The following is an 18673-nucleotide window of genomic DNA, read 5'->3' as shown; positions in this document are numbered from 1 at the left end:
ATTAACGATTCCAAAAAATGAAAAAACTACTTTTATTTTTCGCTATCTCCCTTATATATTCGGGAACTACAATGGCACAACAAACATTCGACAGAAGCCTGGTATTGAAACAAATGCAATTGGCAAATGGCTATTTTATGGACAAATGGCCAGATACCGGTAAAACTATAATTACCAACAAGGAACGTCCCAGCAATATTTGGACTCGCGGGGTGTATTATGAAGGATTAATGGCCTTACATGAAATTTACCCAAAAGAAGCCTATTATAATTATGCCTATTCCTGGTCAGAATTTCATAAATGGGGATTTAATAGTGGGAATACCACCCGAAATGCTGACAATTATTGTGCTGCTCAAACCTATATCGATCTATATAACTTAGAACCGGATGCTAAAAAATTGAAGAATACAAAAGCAACTATTAATATGTTGCTTAATACGCCTCAATTGAACGACTGGTCATGGATTGATGCCATACAAATGGGAATGCCTGTTTTTGCAAAAATGGGCGTACTTGAAAAAGACAATCGTTATTTCGAAAAAATGTATGAAATGTACCTGTTTTCCAGGAATAAGCATGGCGATCATGGTCTTTTTAATCCAAAAGATGGTTTATGGTGGCGTGATGCTGATTTTGATCCACCATATAAAGAACCTAATGGAGAAGATTGCTACTGGAGTCGTGGTAACGGTTGGGTAATTGCGGCTTTGGCCAAAGTGCTGACCATAATTCCAGAAAATGCACCTCACAGAGAACAATATGTAAAAGATTTGAAAGCGATGTCAGAAGCATTAGTTAAAGTTCAACGCACAGATGGTTTTTGGAATGTAAGCTTACATGACCCAACTAATTTTGGCGATAAAGAAACTTCAGGCACGGCACTATTCGTCTATGGAATCGCTTATGGTATTAATAGTGGAATTTTGAAAAAAGAAACCTATTTACCAGTAATTCAAAAAGCTTGGAATGCCTTGACAAAAGAAAGTTTACATGAAAATGGCTTTTTGGGCTTCCTGCAATCTACTGGTAAAGAACCAAAAGACGGACAACCGCTATCTTATGATAAAATTCCTGATTTTGAAGATTATGGATTAGGCTGTTTTTTGTTGGCAGGATCAGAAATTTATAAAATGAAATAATGGATAAATATTCAAAAGCTTTATGTTTTTGGTTGGTATTATTGACTGTTTCGATTTCATTTTCGCAGGAATTTGTTAGAAATAAATACAATTTTAACGCAGATTGGAAATTGAAGCCAGGAGATTTATTAGAGGCAAAAAACATTAATTTTAATGATAAAAATTGGGAATCGCTTACGCTTCCGCATGCTTATAACCAAAAAGAGGCTTTTAAAAAATCTATTGAAGATCTAACTACTGGGATTGTATGGTACCGCAAAAAGTTCAAGCTTGCTCAAGGAATTTTGAATAAAAAGATTTTTTTAGAATTTGAAGGCATTCGTCAAGGTGGTGTAATTTATGTGAATGGAACAAAGGTCGGCATGCATGAAAATGGAGTCATGTCATTTGGTTTAGACATCAGCCAATTCGTAAAGTCGTATCCTTTCCAGAACGTGGTGGCACTTCGTATTGATAACGATTGGAAATACAAAGAGCAAAAAACGGGGTCCACTTTTCAATGGAATAACAACAATTTTAATGCAAACTATGGAGGGATTCCAAAGAATGTTTTTCTGCATATAACCGATAAATTATACCAGACTTTACCGCTGTATTCAGGCTTGGAAACAACAGGAACTTATATCCATGCCACCCAAATTAATATTCCAACAAAATCAGCATTAATAACGGCTGAATCTCAGGTGAAAAATGAATATGCAGTTCCTAAAACTTTTTCATATAAGGTAGAATTATTGGATATGGAAAATAAAAAGGTGGCGGAATTTTCTGGAGAAAAAACAACAATTGCTCCGGGGGAAACAAAATTAATCAAAGCGAGTCAGCACGTACAATCATTGCATTTTTGGAGTTGGGGATACGGCTATTTATATACCGTAAAAACCATCTTGAAAGTGGATGGAAAAGTTATTGATGAAGTACAAACTAAAACTGGATTTCGCAAAACGGAATTTAAAAACGGTGAAGTTGTACTCAACGACCGTGTGATACAAATCAAAGGCTACGCGCAACGAACCAGTAACGAATGGCCTGCAATAGGAATGTCAGTTCCGGCATGGTTAAGTGATTTTAGCAATCAATTAGTCGTGGAAGGAAATGGTAATTTAGTGCGATGGATGCATGTTACACCATGGAAACAAGATGTCGAATCCTGTGATAGAGTTGGGCTAATGCAAGCTATGCCTGCAGGTGATGCCGAAAAAGATGCCAAAGGCGAACAATGGAATCATCGTGTCAACCTGATGCGGGATGCCATCATTTACAATCGCAACAATCCGAGTATTATTTTTTATGAATGTGGGAATGAAGTCATCAGTGAACTCCATATGCAAGAAATGAAAAGTATTCGAAACACCTACGATCCTTATGGTGGAAGAGCCATCGGTTCCCGTGAAATGTTAGACAGCCAAGAAGCGGAATACGGAGGAGAAATGCTCTACATCAATAAAAGCGCCAAAAAACCATTGTGGGCTACAGAATATTCCAGAGACGAAGGGCTACGAAAATATTGGGATGAATATTCCCCTCCATATCATAAAGAAGGCGAAGGGCCGCTGTATCGCGGACAAAATGCTTCTGATTACAATCATAACCAGGACAGACATGCCATTGAAAATATAGTTCGATGGAATGATTATTATAGGGAACGTCCAGGTACCGGTAAAAGAGTAAACTCTGGAGGTGTCAATATTATTTTTTCGGATTCCAATACCCATCATAGAGGCGAATCAAATTACAGAACCAGTGGCGAAGTGGATGCAATGCGCATTCCTAAAGATGGTTTTTTCACACATCAAGTGATATGGGATGGCTGGGTAGATATAGAAAAACACCGAACACATATTTTAGGACATTGGAATTATACCAATGCCACTGCAAAAAAGGAATATGTAGTTTCAACCGGAGACCAAGTGGAACTTTTTGTCAATGGGAAGTCGAAAGGATTTGGAACGCGAAGCAATTCTTTTCTGTTTACCTTCGATACTATTCAATGGGAATCTGGAACTATAAAAGCAGTTAGTTATAATGCTAAAGGAGCAATACTCAGCGAAGCGACAAAAACCACTTCCGGAGCTCCATTTGCAATTAGACTATCTAAACACACCAACCCGAATGGAATGATAGCGGATGGTGCCGATGTTGCCTTGGTGGATGTGGAAGTAGTCGACAAAGACGGTATTCGTTGTCCAACAAACAATGCAATGATTGAATTCTCTGTTACTGGAGAGGCAACATGGCTTGGAGGAATTGCTCAAGGACCGGATAATTATATTCTTTCGAAGAACCTGCCTGTAGAAAACGGAGTAAATAGAATCATGTTACAATCTACGCTGAAATCCGGAGCAATACGGGTTATTGCCAAATCTGAAGGTTTACAATCGTCAGAAATTGTATGGAATGCAACTGCATTTTCAACTGAAAACGGACTTTCGAAACAATTGCCCGGAGCCGATTTGTCATCTAATTTACAAAAAGGACCAACTCCTGAAACGGCTTCTTATGCCATAAAAAGGAATCCTGTTTTTATTTCACATGCCACTGCTTTGTCGAACAATGAAAATGTTTATAAAAGTTTTGATGACAATGAACTTACAGAATGGTCCAATGATGGAAAAATAAGTACGGGTCGAATCATATACACCTTGGCCAAACCTTCGGCACTAAATGAATGTGTGGTTAAATTTACAGGATGGAGAACTAAAAGTTATCCTATTCGGATTTTAGCTGATGGAAAAGAAATCTATAAAGGGGATACTATGCAAAGTTTGGGATATATTACGCTGTCTTTAAAACCCGTTTTAGCACAACAAATAACTATTGAATTAACAGCAATCAATTCGGAAAAAGATGCTTTTGACAAAATTATTGAAGTCGAGGCAAATAAAGAATTAGATTTATTCAAAGATAAAACAGCAGCTGATGCTAAAGGGCAGTTGCGTATAGTTGAAATAGAATTTTATGAAAAACAAGATGAATAAAAACAGTAAAGTATTATTTTTGGAATTGGTATTATTTTTCGGATTAACAACTACCATTTTTTCACAAAACAAAGAAATAAAATTATGGAACCAGATTCCCGGAGCAATAAATAATGAAGCCTATAAGCAAGAACCCAGATTAGATTCCCAAGGAAAAATAACGGGAATTAGAAAAGTGACGGAGCCTACTTTGAAAGTTTTTTTGGCGGATAACAATAATTCCAAAAATACAGCGGTAATTATTTGTCCTGGTGGTGGCTATGCGCTGTTGTCTCATGAAAAAGAAGGCGATAAAGTAGCGGAATGGTTTCAATCTATCGGGGTTTCTGCCTTTGTTCTTAAATACAGATTGCCAAGTGATGTCATTATGAAAGACAAAACCATTGGCCCTTTGCAAGATGCACAAGAAGCCGTAAGAGTATTGCGCCGCAATGCCGATACCTGGCATTTAGATGCCAGTAAAATAGGGATTATGGGATTTTCAGCGGGAGGACATTTGGCCGCTACCCTATCCACACATTATGCTGACAATGTATATGATTCGAAAGACAACATAAGTGCTCGCCCGGATTTTTCAATTTTGATATATCCCGTGATTTCTATGGAAAACGGAATTACTCATAATGGATCTAAAGAGAGTCTTTTGGGTAAAAATACAAGCAGCGAATTGGTTGCAAAATATTCCAATGAAAAACACGTTGATTCCAATACACCCAAAGCGTTTTTAGCACATGCCACAGACGATAAGGCGGTTCCTGTTGAGAATAGCATCAATTATTATATGGCTTTAAAACAAAACAAAGTACCCACTGAAATGCATCTGTATGAAAATGGCGGACATGGTTTTGGTTTAGGGACTACAGGGACTAATAAAGATTGGCCAAAAGCTTGTGAAAAATGGCTGGCTTCCAACGGATTGATTCCAAAAGCAGATGGCTATGTTTTTTCTTATTTTAAAGGAAATGGCGAGGATGGTTTGCATTTAGCTTATAGTGAAGATGGGTATAAATGGAATACTTTAAAAAATGACACTTCCTTTTTGACTCCTGAAGTGGGGAAAGATAAATTAATGAGAGATCCTTGTATTATAAAAGGAGGAGATGGATTGTATCACATGGTCTGGACGGTAAGTTGGACGGATAAGGGAATAGGCTATGCTTGGTCAAAAGATCTAATTCATTGGTCTAAACAAGAATTTATTCCTGTTATGGCCCATGAAAAAAATGCGCGTAATACTTGGGCACCAGAAATCACTTTTGACGAAAAAACGAATAAATACATGATCTATTGGGCTTCGACCATTGAAGGAAAATTTATGGAAACCCAATTAGAGGAGGAAAAAGGATACAATCATAGAATTTATTATACCACTACAAAAGATTTTAAAAAATTCACCCGTACTAAACTTCTTTATGAGCCTGGGTTTAATGTTATTGATGCCACTATTTTAAAACAAGATAAGGGCTTTGTTATGTATCTAAAGGATGAAACCCGAAAACCAATACAGAAAAACATAAAAATAGCTTACAGCAAGCGTTTAACGGGACCCTACACTAAAGGTGGTAATTCTATTACAGGGAATTATTGGGCTGAAGGACCTACCGCTGTCAAAATAGACGGAAATTGGGTCGTTTACTTTGATAAATATACCCAGAAAAAATATGGTGCTGTAAAAGAAACGGCAAATGGCTGGGAGGATATTTCCGAAAAGATCAGTTTTCCCTTAGGAACTCGTCATGGCACTGTTTTAAAGGTTCAGGAAGCTGAGCTTACTCAATTAAAAAAACAATAATTTCTTATTAAGCCCTATTTATTAGGGCTTTTTAATGCCTTTTATTTTTTAAAAAAAAACTTATCCTTGCTTAGCAGAGTATGGGTAACATGATTATGAAAAACCTTTAAGAGATATAATCCCACTTTTTTTAATCCAAATGGTAAAACTTTTTAACCAAATAATTCAGAACAAAATAAAGTAAAGTAGCCACCACGGCTAAGGAAAATAAAAAGCTAACTAGATTCACAACAATATTAGGAATAAACTTCAATCTGGAATGTGTAAAATACGGTTCCCGATGCAGTCTTTCGTGAATGTGTTTTTTAGCTATTTTGATTTTCTTTTTGATAATTCAATGTTTTTAAAGACAACGTTATGTATTATTAGCCCAGAATGTGGTTTGCAATTTTAATACTCTAAATTACGTAATAATATTAATATAAAGCGGTTATGAAATAGAAAAAGAGAATTCCCGTATGGAAATCCTCTTTTGGGTTGCGATTGCAATTTAAAAAAATAGTTCCTTTAGATTTCCTCTATTTTTAAACAAACTATTAATCTCTGAAGCAGCTGTTTATATTTCTTTAAGATTCCCTTTATTTTTCAAGAAGATAACTTCTATAATTTTACTGGTCATTCCAGTATCTATTTTAAGCTGTTTTGATAAAACTTCAATTACGTTTTTTTCTTCTTCCCCTAATAGGCCATCCGAAAGTAAGATTTCCAAAGCAAGGGCAAATACCGTTTCTTTATCTGCTTCATTAATTAGTTCACAACAAGCCGCAATGTATTTTAATTGGCCAAGTTCTGTTTTTAAATGATACGATTTTGCATAAAGATGTGCAATACCAATTCCAGCAAACTTCTCTTTAGAATATAACAATTTAGATAATGATGCTGTTTCGGAATCCTTAATTAGATTGTCCGCGGAAATACAAGAATATAAAATTCCAACCCAAGCTTCCAGTTCAGAGGTTACAGGATTTAAGGCAGCATTATTATTTTCTTCAACTTTATTAGATAAACTCATATTTGTTTTTTTGCTAAAGTTACTGCGAACCTTATCAGACATTGCTCTCCTTTAGGAATAAATTACCATTTGATTGTTAGGGAAACTGTAATTAGAAGAAGAACTTTAAATTAAAACTAATATCAAAATCGGGTGCAGCTGATTTTATCAGTAATAAATTTATAATTAATTTATTATTCAAGAATTTCTTCCTTCGTAATCTTGTCTTCAACAAACCAGGAGGAAGCATAAGCTGTAAATGTTCCAAAAAGTCCAACTCCAGCAGTCATTAAAATCACAGCAATTAGCCGACCTTCAGTAGTTACAGGATATTTATCACCATAACCAACTGTTGTAATTGTGACGTAAGCCCACCAAATTGCATCTTCTGCGCTTTTAATATTTCCTTCTTTTGTATTTTCTACTTGCAAAATTGCAATTGCAGAAAATATGATTAATAAAATTGCGAATATAGAAACTGATGTAAACGCACCTTTTGCTTTATTTTTGAAAACGTGATTTAGTAATTGTTTTGAAGAACGAAACGCTCTAATAATTCGTAAGAGTCTAATCAAACGCAATAACCTACCCGCTCTAAAATAATTTACAACTGGAATACTTGAAATTAAGTCAATCCAACCCCAACGCATAAATATTAATTTATTCTTGGCTTTAAAAAATCTAACTGTAAAATCTATAAAGAATATCAGGCAAATTGTTTTATCAATAAAATCGAGAAGTTTTGCTGTTTCAGTTGGTAATACAAAAACGGTTTCTACTAATAAAGCACCTAAAACATAAATCGTTAATACTAAAATTATAATATTAAAATACCCTAATTTTTCATCAATTCTACTTGTTTTTACATTTTCCATATTCAATTATGAATTCTATATTTTAAATTTATATTATTTTGTATTCTACTAAAGTCCCTAAAGCTTTTATAAGGTTTGGAAATTAATAAGATTTATCCTTTGATCACTAAACATCCCAAATATTGACCCATTTTTAAATTAATCCAATTGCCTAAATCCTTTGTAGTAGCTATTATGGATTATATTTAATTCCTGATTTCATGAAACCTTATCAATTAAAATCGCACAGTTTAAAACAAAATTATCATCTACCTCTATTAATGTATTAATTTCAGAAACGTCACCCTCGTCATAGAAATTTTCTCCTCGCAATTTTATTCTAAATGGGAGTGTTTCGGATTTTGATACTAAAGCATCATAACTCCTTCCTTCCCCATGTTTTAAAACATTAATGGCACATATAAATTCATCAAAACTATCGTGGAGTTCTAAGTTTTGTTTTTCTTTAAGCACATTTTTAGCACCTTCAAATCCGTTCCTACAAGATAATTGGTCTTGTAATCCTGCATCGAACATCGAGATCATTCCAATCGCAAATATTGCCTTTTGAAGTTGAATCATTTGAAGATTTTTCACATGATTTGTTGATCCACTTGTTTGGAGTGCTTCAATGATTTTCGAATTAGTCTTTTCTAATGCACTTAATGTAAATGATGTGCTTCGGTATATTAAGTCTTCAAATCTGTGCATATTCTTGTTGCGGTTTTGGTTTAATAACCTATGAACGTTTCGCGGATTCGTTTAAAATTCTTCTTCTATTATTTCTCTATTTACCATTGCTCCTGCTACTCCGCCCATTGCAATTGCATATGATACGGAACGCATTAAACTTGTATTGTCTCCACAGGCAAATATTCCGTGTTCGGTTGTTTTTTGAAAAAAGTCAATATTTATATAATTTTGTTCTGTTAATTCGCAACCTAATTGTTTTGGTATTTCACATTGTTGTTCAAATTGCAGTCTAGTGTACAAAGCATTTATTTTTTCAATCGTTTTATCTTCAAAAACAACGCTTTCAATTTGTCCATTTTTGTGTTCTAGATGGTTTATTACGCTTTCGATTATTTTTATGTTATGGTTTTGCAATTTTAGAATTTGCTCTTTTGTCAATGTTGATTTTCCATTTGTAAAAATAGTTAAATCTTTTGTCCAATTATTTATTAATTTGCCGATTTCAAATGCCATATCACCGTTTGCAAAAATTCCTGTCTTGTCGTTTTTATATTCATAGCCGTGGCAATATGGGCAGTGAATAACCGAAATTCCCCAACATTCTGCAAACCCTTTGATATTTGGCATAATGTCTTTTACACCTGTTGCAAAAATTAATTTCTTTGCATAAAATTTATCGTTTGTTTGAGTTGTTATTTCAAAGCCGTTTTTGGATTTTATTCCGCTTGTTGCAATTCCACTATAAAACTTTACACTATTGTATTTTTCAACTTGCTGTTTGGCAAGAGTTGATATTTCTTTCGGTGTTTTTCCGTCTTGAGTTAAAAAATTGTGCGAATGTGGTGTCTGTATGTTACAAGGTTTTCCACTATCTATTATTAACACGTTTCGTAATGCCCTTCCCATTGCCATTCCTGCTGAAAGTCCTGCATAACTTCCGCCAACAACTATTACATCAAATATTTTACTTTCTTTCATTTCATTAAACTTTGTAAATGCGGTTAATGGTAAAGGTAATACCAATGCAGTTAATATACCAGCCATAAAATGGCTCCAATCTATCCAATTTAGGTTGGCTTTGTGCCATAAAACAGCTTCTTATACTTTGATTAGTTTATACATAATTAACTAGAAATCATCTTATTTCAACAAATCTAAACCTCAACTTATTCATTACTTTACGGTTTACCGTAAACCAACTGTTTTATAAAAAAACCGTCTAATTCCCATGAACAAGACGGTTTCTTTATATGTTTTAATCGTGTAGCCTAATCCACAATTTTATAAAAGAACATTTGTGGAGTGCCTTCTACACCGGCATCCATCATCAGCTTTTTCTTTGCTTCGGATGTCATGCTTGCTTTGGCTTTTTTCATATCAGTAATAGCAAATACCAGTGTCACCATATTCGGATCGTCTATACTGCGGGCCATTCCTCTATCAATGAGTCCTTCTTCCATTCGTGTAGTTAATCCTTCGGCATCGTATACTTTGAGCCACGCATCAAAATCTTTTACACGATGAGCCACCATTAATCGATCTTTCTGGTCAATTTTGGAGGAATCATTCCGTATTACATCATAATAAGAGAATTCAGGCTTACCGGTTACTCCTGCATTTTTCATCGCCTCTTTAAGATTTGGAAGCATGCTGAAATCTTTTGCCTTTTGTACATCGCTAAATTTATTTATTACCACAATCATATTCGAATCATCAATTCCTCTGCCTATCATATAATGCGAAATGCCATACGCTTTTCTCACCGAATCGTGCGCATCATATCCTTTTCTCCATTTTTCATAATCAGCCACTTTATGCTTAATCACTATTACTTTAAAAGGTTCAAAGACAGCAACAGCGGAAGTGGTATCCATAGCCTTAGCTTCTTCAGGCTCTGTTTTCTCAGTTTTATTATTTTTACAAGATAAAAATGCAACGGTAAAAATTACTATCAAAACTGGTTTTAAAAATTTTTTAATGTTTCTCATACTATTATTTTTTTTAAGTTATTTTTATTACGTAAATATAATAATAAATACTGATAATGAGATTGTTACAATTTATTTTGATTCAAAATTATCTCCCGTTTACTTGTATAATTCACTGAATTCATTAAATACCAATTTTACAGAAGCACAATATCATTATATTCGCCAAATAATTAGGACATTAATAATCAATATCTCGTTTGTTTAAAGCGGATTAAGGTTTTTTTTATTAATTTTAAGAATGAATATTTGGGATTAATAAAATAATATCAAAATTTATAAAATGAAAAAAATAATACAATTGTTATTTTTGATAGTACCTTTTTTATGTAACGCTCAAGAATACATAGATCTATTTTCTGTGAACTATGGGAAATCGCAAAAAACTACTTTTGAAAATTCATCAATTAACACGACCATATCCACATTTCAAACTAATCTTACTCTACCTGTTGTTTTAGATGAAAAATACACGGTTATCACTGGGGTAAATTTCAGCAGCTACAACTTACAATTATTTCCTGATTCCAATAACAATCATCTATATTCGACAAATTTAAGAGCTGGTATAAGAATTAGCCATTCTGAACACTGGAGTAGCATCTATCTATTTCTTCCAAAAGCCGCCTCTGATTATATCCATCTGAGCGCTGAAGACATTTACTTAGGAGGATTAGCTTTATTAAAATATAAAAGAGACGAAAACTTTGGTTATAGTTTTGGACTTTATGGCAGTACTGAAGCTTATGGTATATCGATGGTGCCAATTATTGGTCTCTATTATCACAGTCCGGATAAACGTTTCGAGATGAATTTCTTTATGCCAAATGATGCTGATATTAATTATAGTTTGACTGATAAAACAAGAATAGGTGTTGATTTTTTGGGTCATGGAAACAGTTACAAAGTGACAACCGATAATATCCGTTCCAATTATGTCGAAAATAATTCGATAGATTTTTCTTCTTACGTACAACGAAGCGTGCTCGACAAAAAAATACTCTTGCGCCTAAAAATGGGATATTCTTTAAACCAATTTAGAGTATATCCAATCGACCAAAAACTTGATTTACAAATTCTAGCGTTAAAATTTGGTGATAACCGTACCCGATTATTCGAAGACAAATCAAATACCTTCGTTTTTAAAATGGAAGCCATTTATCGTTTTGATCTAAGTAAGGTTAAAAAATAACCTATTTTTTAACCTTTTTTTCAACACTTTTCACCGATTCTAATTCATAAAAAAACCGTCTCGTAATTATAAAGGAGACCGTTTTTCCTAATAGATTTCCTAATACTTAATAATAATTTGGACAACCGAAACATTTCACTTCCAAATCAAATTGATAGGTTACGGAGAGTTCATATATTCCACCTGTTTTACCTATTTTAGAAGTACTAAAATCATGGGAATAACCAAATTTAAAATGTTCGTATTGCAATCCTCCAAAGGCGTTTACCGAAGTCAAGAAATGACTGTTATCCGTTTTCTTACCTGGATTCGTAGCCCCGCTAACTCCGAAGAAAAACTTTTTAAAAACAAGTCCAGTTCCCAAATCAAATCGGCTGTATTCTCCTTGATGCATATAATTCGACGTTAAAAGCATTTTGGTTTCATAAGGAAAATAGGTAATGTCAATATAATCTCCCAGTAAGAATTCATATCCTGCGTTGGCAGAGAAAAACATCCCTAACGGTACATTTCCGGTGTTTGAAAATGAGATATTAGGTTTATTAATGTGTTTTAGAGAAAGTCCAAACCATGCTTCTTCATTGTTAAAAAGCATTCCTGCCGAAAAATCAAAGAAAGTTACTTTTTCATTTAATAAAAGTGGATCTACACTTGATGTGTTTATGGTTCCTTGTCCAATATTGATTTGGTCTTCTAAAATAATATTCTGGAAACCATAGGATTTGTTCCCAAAACCCATTTCGACTGCAGGTCTAAAAAACCAATCGTCATTTAATTGGACTCGATACGCATAATTAAAATTAACCTGAGTGAAATTATAATTCGTGAATTTTTCTCTGTGATTCAAAACATTTACCCCTATTCCGCTGTTGGCCTTTTCTAACCACGTATTGATAAACCCAAAATCAGTATCCACTCTAAAATCCAAATCAGGCCATTGGGTTCTGTGTACTATTCCAGCGTTTGTAGTTTCCAGGAATCCAGTAAATCCAGGATTCAACGTTTCGGGAACCATGAAATACTGTGTAAAAATAGGATCTTGCGCCTTAACCGTTAAAGAAAAAGCAAACAAAATTATAAAAGTTGCTATTTTTATTTTCATTATACTCTTCTTATTTGATTAGTGCAAAAGGACCGTTTTCATTTATTATTTTTCCATAAAAAGTCGTTCCCTTTACTTTGTAATAATAATTCCCATTTTCGGATTCTCTTTCTTTTATTTTCCCATCCCATCCTTGTAATGTCTCTCCTTTTTCAGAATATATTAATTCTCCCCAAGTATCATAAACATCGAGTTGAAGTGATTTTAATCCAACAAAAACCGGTTTAAAAGTTTCATTAATTCCATCTCCATTGGGAGTAAACCCATTTGGATTTACCATTTTATATCCTTTATCAATAAACAATGTTACAATATGAGTATAAATACATCCAAAAGGATAGGTAACTGTTTGCGTCACTACATAACTTCCTTCTTTGACGAAAATATGAGTTGGATTTTCTTCACTGGAAACACTTCCGTCCCCAAAATCCCATGCAGTGCTACTATAGTCTCCCGTAGCGGTATTCGTGAATTGTATGGGATCACTAATTGAAAAAGCACCAAATGTAGCATACGAATACGAACTGGTTGTAAAGGAAGGCGTACCCAATCTTGGAATGGCCACATTGAAAGTATAATTTGAAATACAACCTAAATTATCCGTAACACCAAGAATAACTGTTCCGTTTTGATTGGTATTCATCATTTCGTTATTAACTCCGCTTACCGTTCCACTGGACCAAGTCAGTTGATACGGAGGGACTCCACCCGAAACTTGTGCCACAAAAGTTTGTTTGACAGATTTAGTTTCACAATTAAAATCAGTTTTTGTTTCCACTCCAATTACTGTTGGTGGTTGTCTGTTGATAACATTCTGGATTAATTTTGTACAACCTCTGGCATCAGTAACTGACACCGAATAATTTCCAGCCGGAATAGCAGTTAAATCCTCCGTTAACGCACCGTTTGACCATGCGTATGTAAATGGCGGCGTTCCACCGGCAACCAGCAGATTGATAGCACCACTATTGGCATCATCACAATCGAAAGCATGAGTTACATTGGCCGAAAGCACTAATTTTTGAGGTTCCAATAGTATAAAAGTTCTGGTTATAGTACAGGGTTTACTGTCGGTTATGGTTACAGTATAAGAACCCGCGCCTAGATTATTTCTAGTCAAACCAGCCGTACTTCCATCACTCCATACCAGTTTTAGTGGAGTAATCCCTCCTACTAAATTTAAATTTATACTACCATCATTCATTCCAAAACAAGAGATGTTTTTAACCACTGGATTAATAGTAAATATAGGGGCTTCGGGTATGTTTACATTAAGTGTTTTTACACAATCATTAGCATCTGTCACTGTAATCAGATAATCCCCAGCCGACAGATTGTCTTGAAATAATCCCGTTGCTAAAGTACTCCATACAATTTTATAAGGTGCAGTTCCACCGGAAACAACTAAGCTAATTGATGCATTATTATCGCCGTAACAATTGTTTGCTGTAGTGGTTGCCTTTATTATAATTTCTGAAGATTGTGTTACAAGAACCGATAGCTTTTTGGTACAGCCTGAATTATCCGTTACAGTTAAGTCGTACGTCCCAGCAAAAATAGCACTAAGATTTTTATTGGAACTTGTAAATCCGTTTGGTCCAGTCCAAACATAATTATAATCAAAAACGCCAGGGGAAATCTGGATTGGTGTTCCTCCCACTACATTAATATCGATAGCTCCAGTTGCAGTTCCAAAACATAAAACATTAGTCTGACTTCTTAAATTTAAAACTAAAACAGGCGGCTCAGTAATTGTGAAAGTAGCTGTTACTGGCCCACAATTATTAGTATCAGAAACCGAAACAGTATAAACACCCGGACTTAAATTTGATAAATCTTCAGTGTTTGCAAATGGTAAATTATCTTTAGTCCAAGTGTACTTATAATTTAGAGTACCTCCAGTTATTGTAATTGCTATCGCTCCATTGGCATTACCAAAACAAGTGATATCCTTTTCTAAATCGGTAGTACTAACGATGGCATCAGGTTCTGTAATTTTATAATTTTTTGAAAAAGGACAACCGCCATTATCTAAAACCGAAAGTGTATACTCTCCTGGCGACAGGTTATAAATACTTGGTGCTCTCGATGTAAATCCGTTTGGTCCCACCCATGAAACTTCATATACTTCAGCGGTAGTAAAAGGAATTCCTCCCGTTAAATTAGTTTGTATTGAACCATTATTAATGCCGAAACACGTACTATTTGTCACGATACTATTTGGGCTTATCGATGGATTTACGGTTACAACAATTGTAAAATTAGTTCCAACGCAAGTTCCTGAAGTTGGAGTAACGGTATAAGTAACAGTTGCCGGATTAGTTGTTGTATTAATCAACGTTTGGCTGATATTATTTTGAGGAATCGTTTCCGCCAATCCGCCATTAACCGCATTCGAAGGATTAATTACAGGAGTTGCCCAAGTATACGTGGTTCCAGCTGGCACTATATCACCACTTAAATTGTCAGGTGCAACCGTAAAAGCAGTGCCGCTGCAGAGTACTGCACTTTTATTTGCAATTACAGGATTTTGATTGATTTTAACCGCAGCAATAGCGGATGTTAAAACAGAACATCCTCCAGTAGACAACGTAATAATACAATAATAATACGTTGTTCCAACTATTACAGCGGGTGGATTGAAACTATCAGCTGTCGCTCCTGAAATCAAAGTACTTCCTACTGTAGCCTTAGTTGCATTAGAATACCATTGGTATTGGGGCGTACCAACTCCATTACTGTAAGCTACTTTTAAAAGTGTTGGTGTTCCTCCTAAACATAACGTACTTGAGGAGGGTTGCAACGTAATTGTGGGTGTAGGATTTATAATTACGGTGGCTACATTACTTTTGGTATTACAGCCCAAACCAGTTTGTGAAATTTCAGAGTAATAATAAATTGATCCTATTGCTGTTGTAGGGGGGGTAAAAGTAGCATTTGTTACTCCATTTAATAATGTTCCTCCATTATTTGAATTTGTCCCATTGGAAAACCATTGGTAAGATAATGCTCCAACACCAGCATCTCCAGAGGCAGTTACAGATAAATCTGTTGGAGCACCATTTTGACATAAAGTTTGGGTTGGCAAAGGTTGTGAACTAACAATTGGGTCGGCAACAATTTTAACCTCTGCGGGATTACTTGTTATTGTACCACACCCGTTTCCTGATACTGTTATAACTGCATAGAAATAATTTACTCCTGCAACGGAGAAAACCGGTGGAGTATAACTTGAACTAGTGGCACTCGAAATTAGGGTTCCACCACTATTTGCATTGGTTGTGTTTGAAAACCATTGGTAACTCGGAATTCCTGTTCCACCAGAATAACTTACTTTTAATGGCGGGTTTATCGTACTTCCAACACAGATATTTTGTGATGCTGTGGGCTGTAAAATAATTGTTGGACCGGCAGTAATTGTAATATTTGCAATAGCAGAAGTAAGGCTGGAACAGCCTCCAGAACCTCCCAATGTAATAATACTATAATAATAAATTGTTCCAATAGTTGTAGTTGGCGGGGCATAAGTAGCATTTATTTCTCCAGAAAGTGGTGTTCCTGTAGTTGTATTATTACTTGTATTTGAATACCATTGGTACGTTGGTGTTCCTGTTGAAGTATTTAAAACAACAGATAATACATTAAGTGTTCCATTCTGGCAAACCGTATTTGAAGCGGGCTGGGTTGTAATCTTTGGTGCGGGGTTTACTGTAACAACATAATTTACAACTGCTCCTGAACACCCATTTAATAGGGGAGTAATGGCATAATTAACTGTTCCTACTGCAGTATTTGTAGTTGAAACGGTTTGTACAGGAATTGTATTCGTTGTTCCAGAAGCCGTAAAACCGGTGATTCCTGAAGTTGCTGTTGCCGTCCAAGAAAAAGTAGTTCCAACAGTATCAGCCGTCAAGTTTACTAAAGTCGTTTGTGAACCGGAACAAATAGTTTCATTTAATACAGTATTCGTTAGAGTTGGTATTGTGCTAACAGAAAATGTTTTGGTGGCAGTTACAGAAACACCACATTCATTGGTTACTGTCAATGAAACCGTATAATTTCCCGACGTATTATACGTAATTGTTCCCGGAATAGCAGCGGTTGCAGTTCCTGGAGTACCGCCAGGAAAACTCCAAGCATAGGTTAATACACTAGAAACAGGTGCGCACCCTTGCACTACAGCAGTTGGTGAAATAGCTGCTGTCCCACAAGCATTTGGAATAGAATTTATAGTGGCTGTTGGAGGCTTTTTTACTGTTACTGTTTGCAAAGGTGATGTAACGGTACCACAAGAATTAGTCGTAGACAGCGTTATATTGTATGTTCCCGGCGTTATAAAATTAAAAGAAGGACTTCTCGAAGTTGCTATTGTTCCACCAGTATATACGTAAGATGAAATTATACCGCAATTTGCTGCAGTATAAGTAACATTCCATTGATAAGTTGGCGGGACACATGCATTAGTAATGTTAGTTGTATTGGTCGTATTTACCGTTAATGGTGCGCATCCTGAATTTGTGTCTAGGGTAAATTGTGGAACTAGTGGAGCCTCTACACAAATAGTTTTTACAATTAAATCATTTCCGCAACGGTTACCTACTTTCATCGTAATGGTATAGGTTCCTGCGTTTAAAAAAACAGGACAGAGAGTATTAGAGCCAGTTGTCCAAAGACTTGGATCAGTTGAACCAAAATCATTTCCCAAACTTCCACTGGCTATATTAAAACCCGTTGTAGGTACAATTGACCAAATTATTTTTGGACTAGTGTTACATGAAGTATTACTACCATTATTTTCATTAGCGTCAAAAGAATTGTTTATAAAACAAACTTGTGTATTCGTACAAACAGGATTTGAAGATATTTTAAAGTCGGCTTTTGGAGGTGTTGAGACATAAATTGGTACAACCCCTACAGCCGAATTTCCACAGGGATTTGAAGCTATAATATTAGCGGCAAAAGAGTTTTGATAGGAAATCATCCCATTAGAACTCGTAGTCCCGCAGGAAGATTTCAAAAAAATATGGGAAACATCAGCAGGCGGTGGATGATTAAAGACTTGAGGAGACGAACCATCGTTAAAAGAAACGGTATATTTTGTTCCTGGTGGATTATTTGATGTTCCTGTGATGGGAAAAGTGAGTGAACTTGTATTGCAGATATCTGTATTTCCTGGGTTACCTAAAGAAACAGCTGGATTAGATCCTACAAATACAATATAAGGTTTTGAAATTGAACATCCATTCTGACCTACTATAGTATAAACCATGTCCCATAATCCAATTTGATACGTATGCGTAGTTGATGTCCATGCATTTGACACAAAGTCAGGAGAACCATCACCCCAATTTATTGTGTAATTTGAATTTGTTGAAGTTGTATTTGAACTGTTAGTAAATGCGAACAAAGAAACTGTATTACTACATATTCTAAATACTGGTACTCCATTAAAAAAGGTTCCTGAACCAGATCCATTGAGTGTCGCATCTGGTTGCGGATTTACTGTCACTGTTACAGCTGCCGATTGCATTTGAGTTGCATTAGTTGAGTCCTTTACACTAACTAATGTATATACAAAACTTCCTGTAGTAGAAGTTGGCACATTCAATGTTAAAATATCTCCTGTCGATTGAGAAGTAATTATATCAGGTCCACCATTTATCTTATACGTAAAAGTATAGGGAGCAGTCCCTCCTATTCCTGTAAAAGTTATTACAGGTTGGGTTCCATTAGTACAAACAGAAGTTGTATTTGTGGTTATTGTAGCAGTTGGTAATACTAAAATATTGGTACTCTCCGCTACAACAATTTTATCGATGCCTAAATGTGGGTAATTGCTTTTAGCATTTAAATTATTAACTGAAATTACTAATAAAAAAAGAAAAATAATCTTATGAAGGTGTTTCATAATTGCGAATAAATTAATCAACGATTACTATCA

General features: G+C 35.1%; 11 protein-coding genes. 4 read left to right on the top strand and 7 right to left on the bottom strand.

Annotation, left to right across the window (positions count from 1 at the left end; all coding sequences use genetic code 11):
* Window positions 1–17 precede the first annotated feature (17 nt).
* The 3 genes from ACM55G_RS07345 to ACM55G_RS07335 are packed head-to-tail and all read left to right on the top strand — an operon-like array spanning window position 18 to window position 5912.
* Complete coding sequence (locus ACM55G_RS07345; protein WP_416843249.1) at window positions 18–1142, top strand: glycoside hydrolase family 88/105 protein; 1125 nt, start codon at window positions 18–20, stop codon at window positions 1140–1142.
* Window positions 1142–4120, top strand: coding sequence for a glycoside hydrolase family 2 protein (locus ACM55G_RS07340; RefSeq protein WP_416843248.1), 2979 nt, complete (start codon window positions 1142–1144; stop codon window positions 4118–4120). Before ACM55G_RS07345 ends, ACM55G_RS07340 begins: the two co-directional genes overlap by 1 nt.
* Complete coding sequence (locus ACM55G_RS07335; protein WP_416843247.1) at window positions 4101–5912, top strand: alpha/beta hydrolase fold domain-containing protein; 1812 nt, start codon at window positions 4101–4103, stop codon at window positions 5910–5912. Before ACM55G_RS07340 ends, ACM55G_RS07335 begins: the two co-directional genes overlap by 20 nt.
* Before the next feature lie 556 nt (window positions 5913–6468).
* Here the strand turns inward: ACM55G_RS07335 and ACM55G_RS07330 are convergent.
* The 5 genes from ACM55G_RS07330 to ACM55G_RS07310 all read right to left on the bottom strand — a co-directional run bounded on the left by ACM55G_RS07330 (window position 6469) and on the right by ACM55G_RS07310 (window position 10438).
* Window positions 6469–6924 carry a tellurite resistance TerB family protein gene (locus ACM55G_RS07330; protein WP_416843246.1) on the bottom strand — a complete coding sequence of 152 codons (456 nt, stop codon included), beginning with the start codon at window positions 6922–6924 and terminating at the stop codon, window positions 6469–6471.
* A 173-nt stretch (window positions 6925–7097) separates the two neighbouring features.
* The gene (locus ACM55G_RS07325) at window positions 7098–7778 is read right to left on the bottom strand and encodes a potassium channel family protein (RefSeq protein WP_416843245.1); all 681 of its coding nucleotides are present in this window, start codon (window positions 7776–7778) and stop codon (window positions 7098–7100) included.
* A gap of 198 nt (window positions 7779–7976) precedes the next feature.
* Window positions 7977–8468 carry a hypothetical protein gene (locus ACM55G_RS07320; protein ID WP_416843244.1) on the bottom strand — a complete coding sequence of 164 codons (492 nt, stop codon included), beginning with the start codon at window positions 8466–8468 and terminating at the stop codon, window positions 7977–7979.
* A gap of 51 nt (window positions 8469–8519) precedes the next feature.
* Window positions 8520–9428, bottom strand: coding sequence for an NAD(P)/FAD-dependent oxidoreductase (locus ACM55G_RS07315; RefSeq protein ID WP_416843468.1), 909 nt, complete (start codon window positions 9426–9428; stop codon window positions 8520–8522).
* Window positions 9429–9718: 290 nt separating this feature from the next.
* Window positions 9719–10438 (bottom strand): hypothetical protein, encoded by a 720-nt coding sequence (locus tag ACM55G_RS07310; RefSeq protein ID WP_416843243.1) that lies wholly within the window; start codon window positions 10436–10438, stop codon window positions 9719–9721.
* Window positions 10439–10721: 283 nt separating this feature from the next.
* Here ACM55G_RS07310 and ACM55G_RS07305 point away from each other — a divergent pair, with 283 nt between their 5' ends.
* A complete protein-coding gene (locus ACM55G_RS07305; protein WP_416843242.1) occupies window positions 10722–11630 on the top strand; it encodes a DUF6268 family outer membrane beta-barrel protein in 909 nt (302 codons plus the stop codon).
* A gap of 106 nt (window positions 11631–11736) precedes the next feature.
* On the opposite strand, the gene ACM55G_RS07300 is transcribed toward ACM55G_RS07305, so the two are convergent.
* The gene (locus ACM55G_RS07300) at window positions 11737–12732 is read right to left on the bottom strand and encodes a PorP/SprF family type IX secretion system membrane protein (protein ID WP_416843241.1); all 996 of its coding nucleotides are present in this window, start codon (window positions 12730–12732) and stop codon (window positions 11737–11739) included.
* 10 nt (window positions 12733–12742) lie between these two features.
* The gene (locus ACM55G_RS07295; protein ID WP_416843240.1) at window positions 12743–18640 is read right to left on the bottom strand and encodes a PKD domain-containing protein; all 5898 of its coding nucleotides are present in this window, start codon (window positions 18638–18640) and stop codon (window positions 12743–12745) included.
* Window positions 18641–18673 lie beyond the last annotated feature (33 nt).

This window comes from Flavobacterium algoriphilum, assembly GCF_048158655.1.
GTDB classification, from domain to species: domain Bacteria; phylum Bacteroidota; class Bacteroidia; order Flavobacteriales; family Flavobacteriaceae; genus Flavobacterium; species Flavobacterium algoriphilum.
The sequence above is the reverse complement of the archived record's forward strand: the minus strand, read 5'-3'. Positions and strand labels throughout refer to the sequence as shown.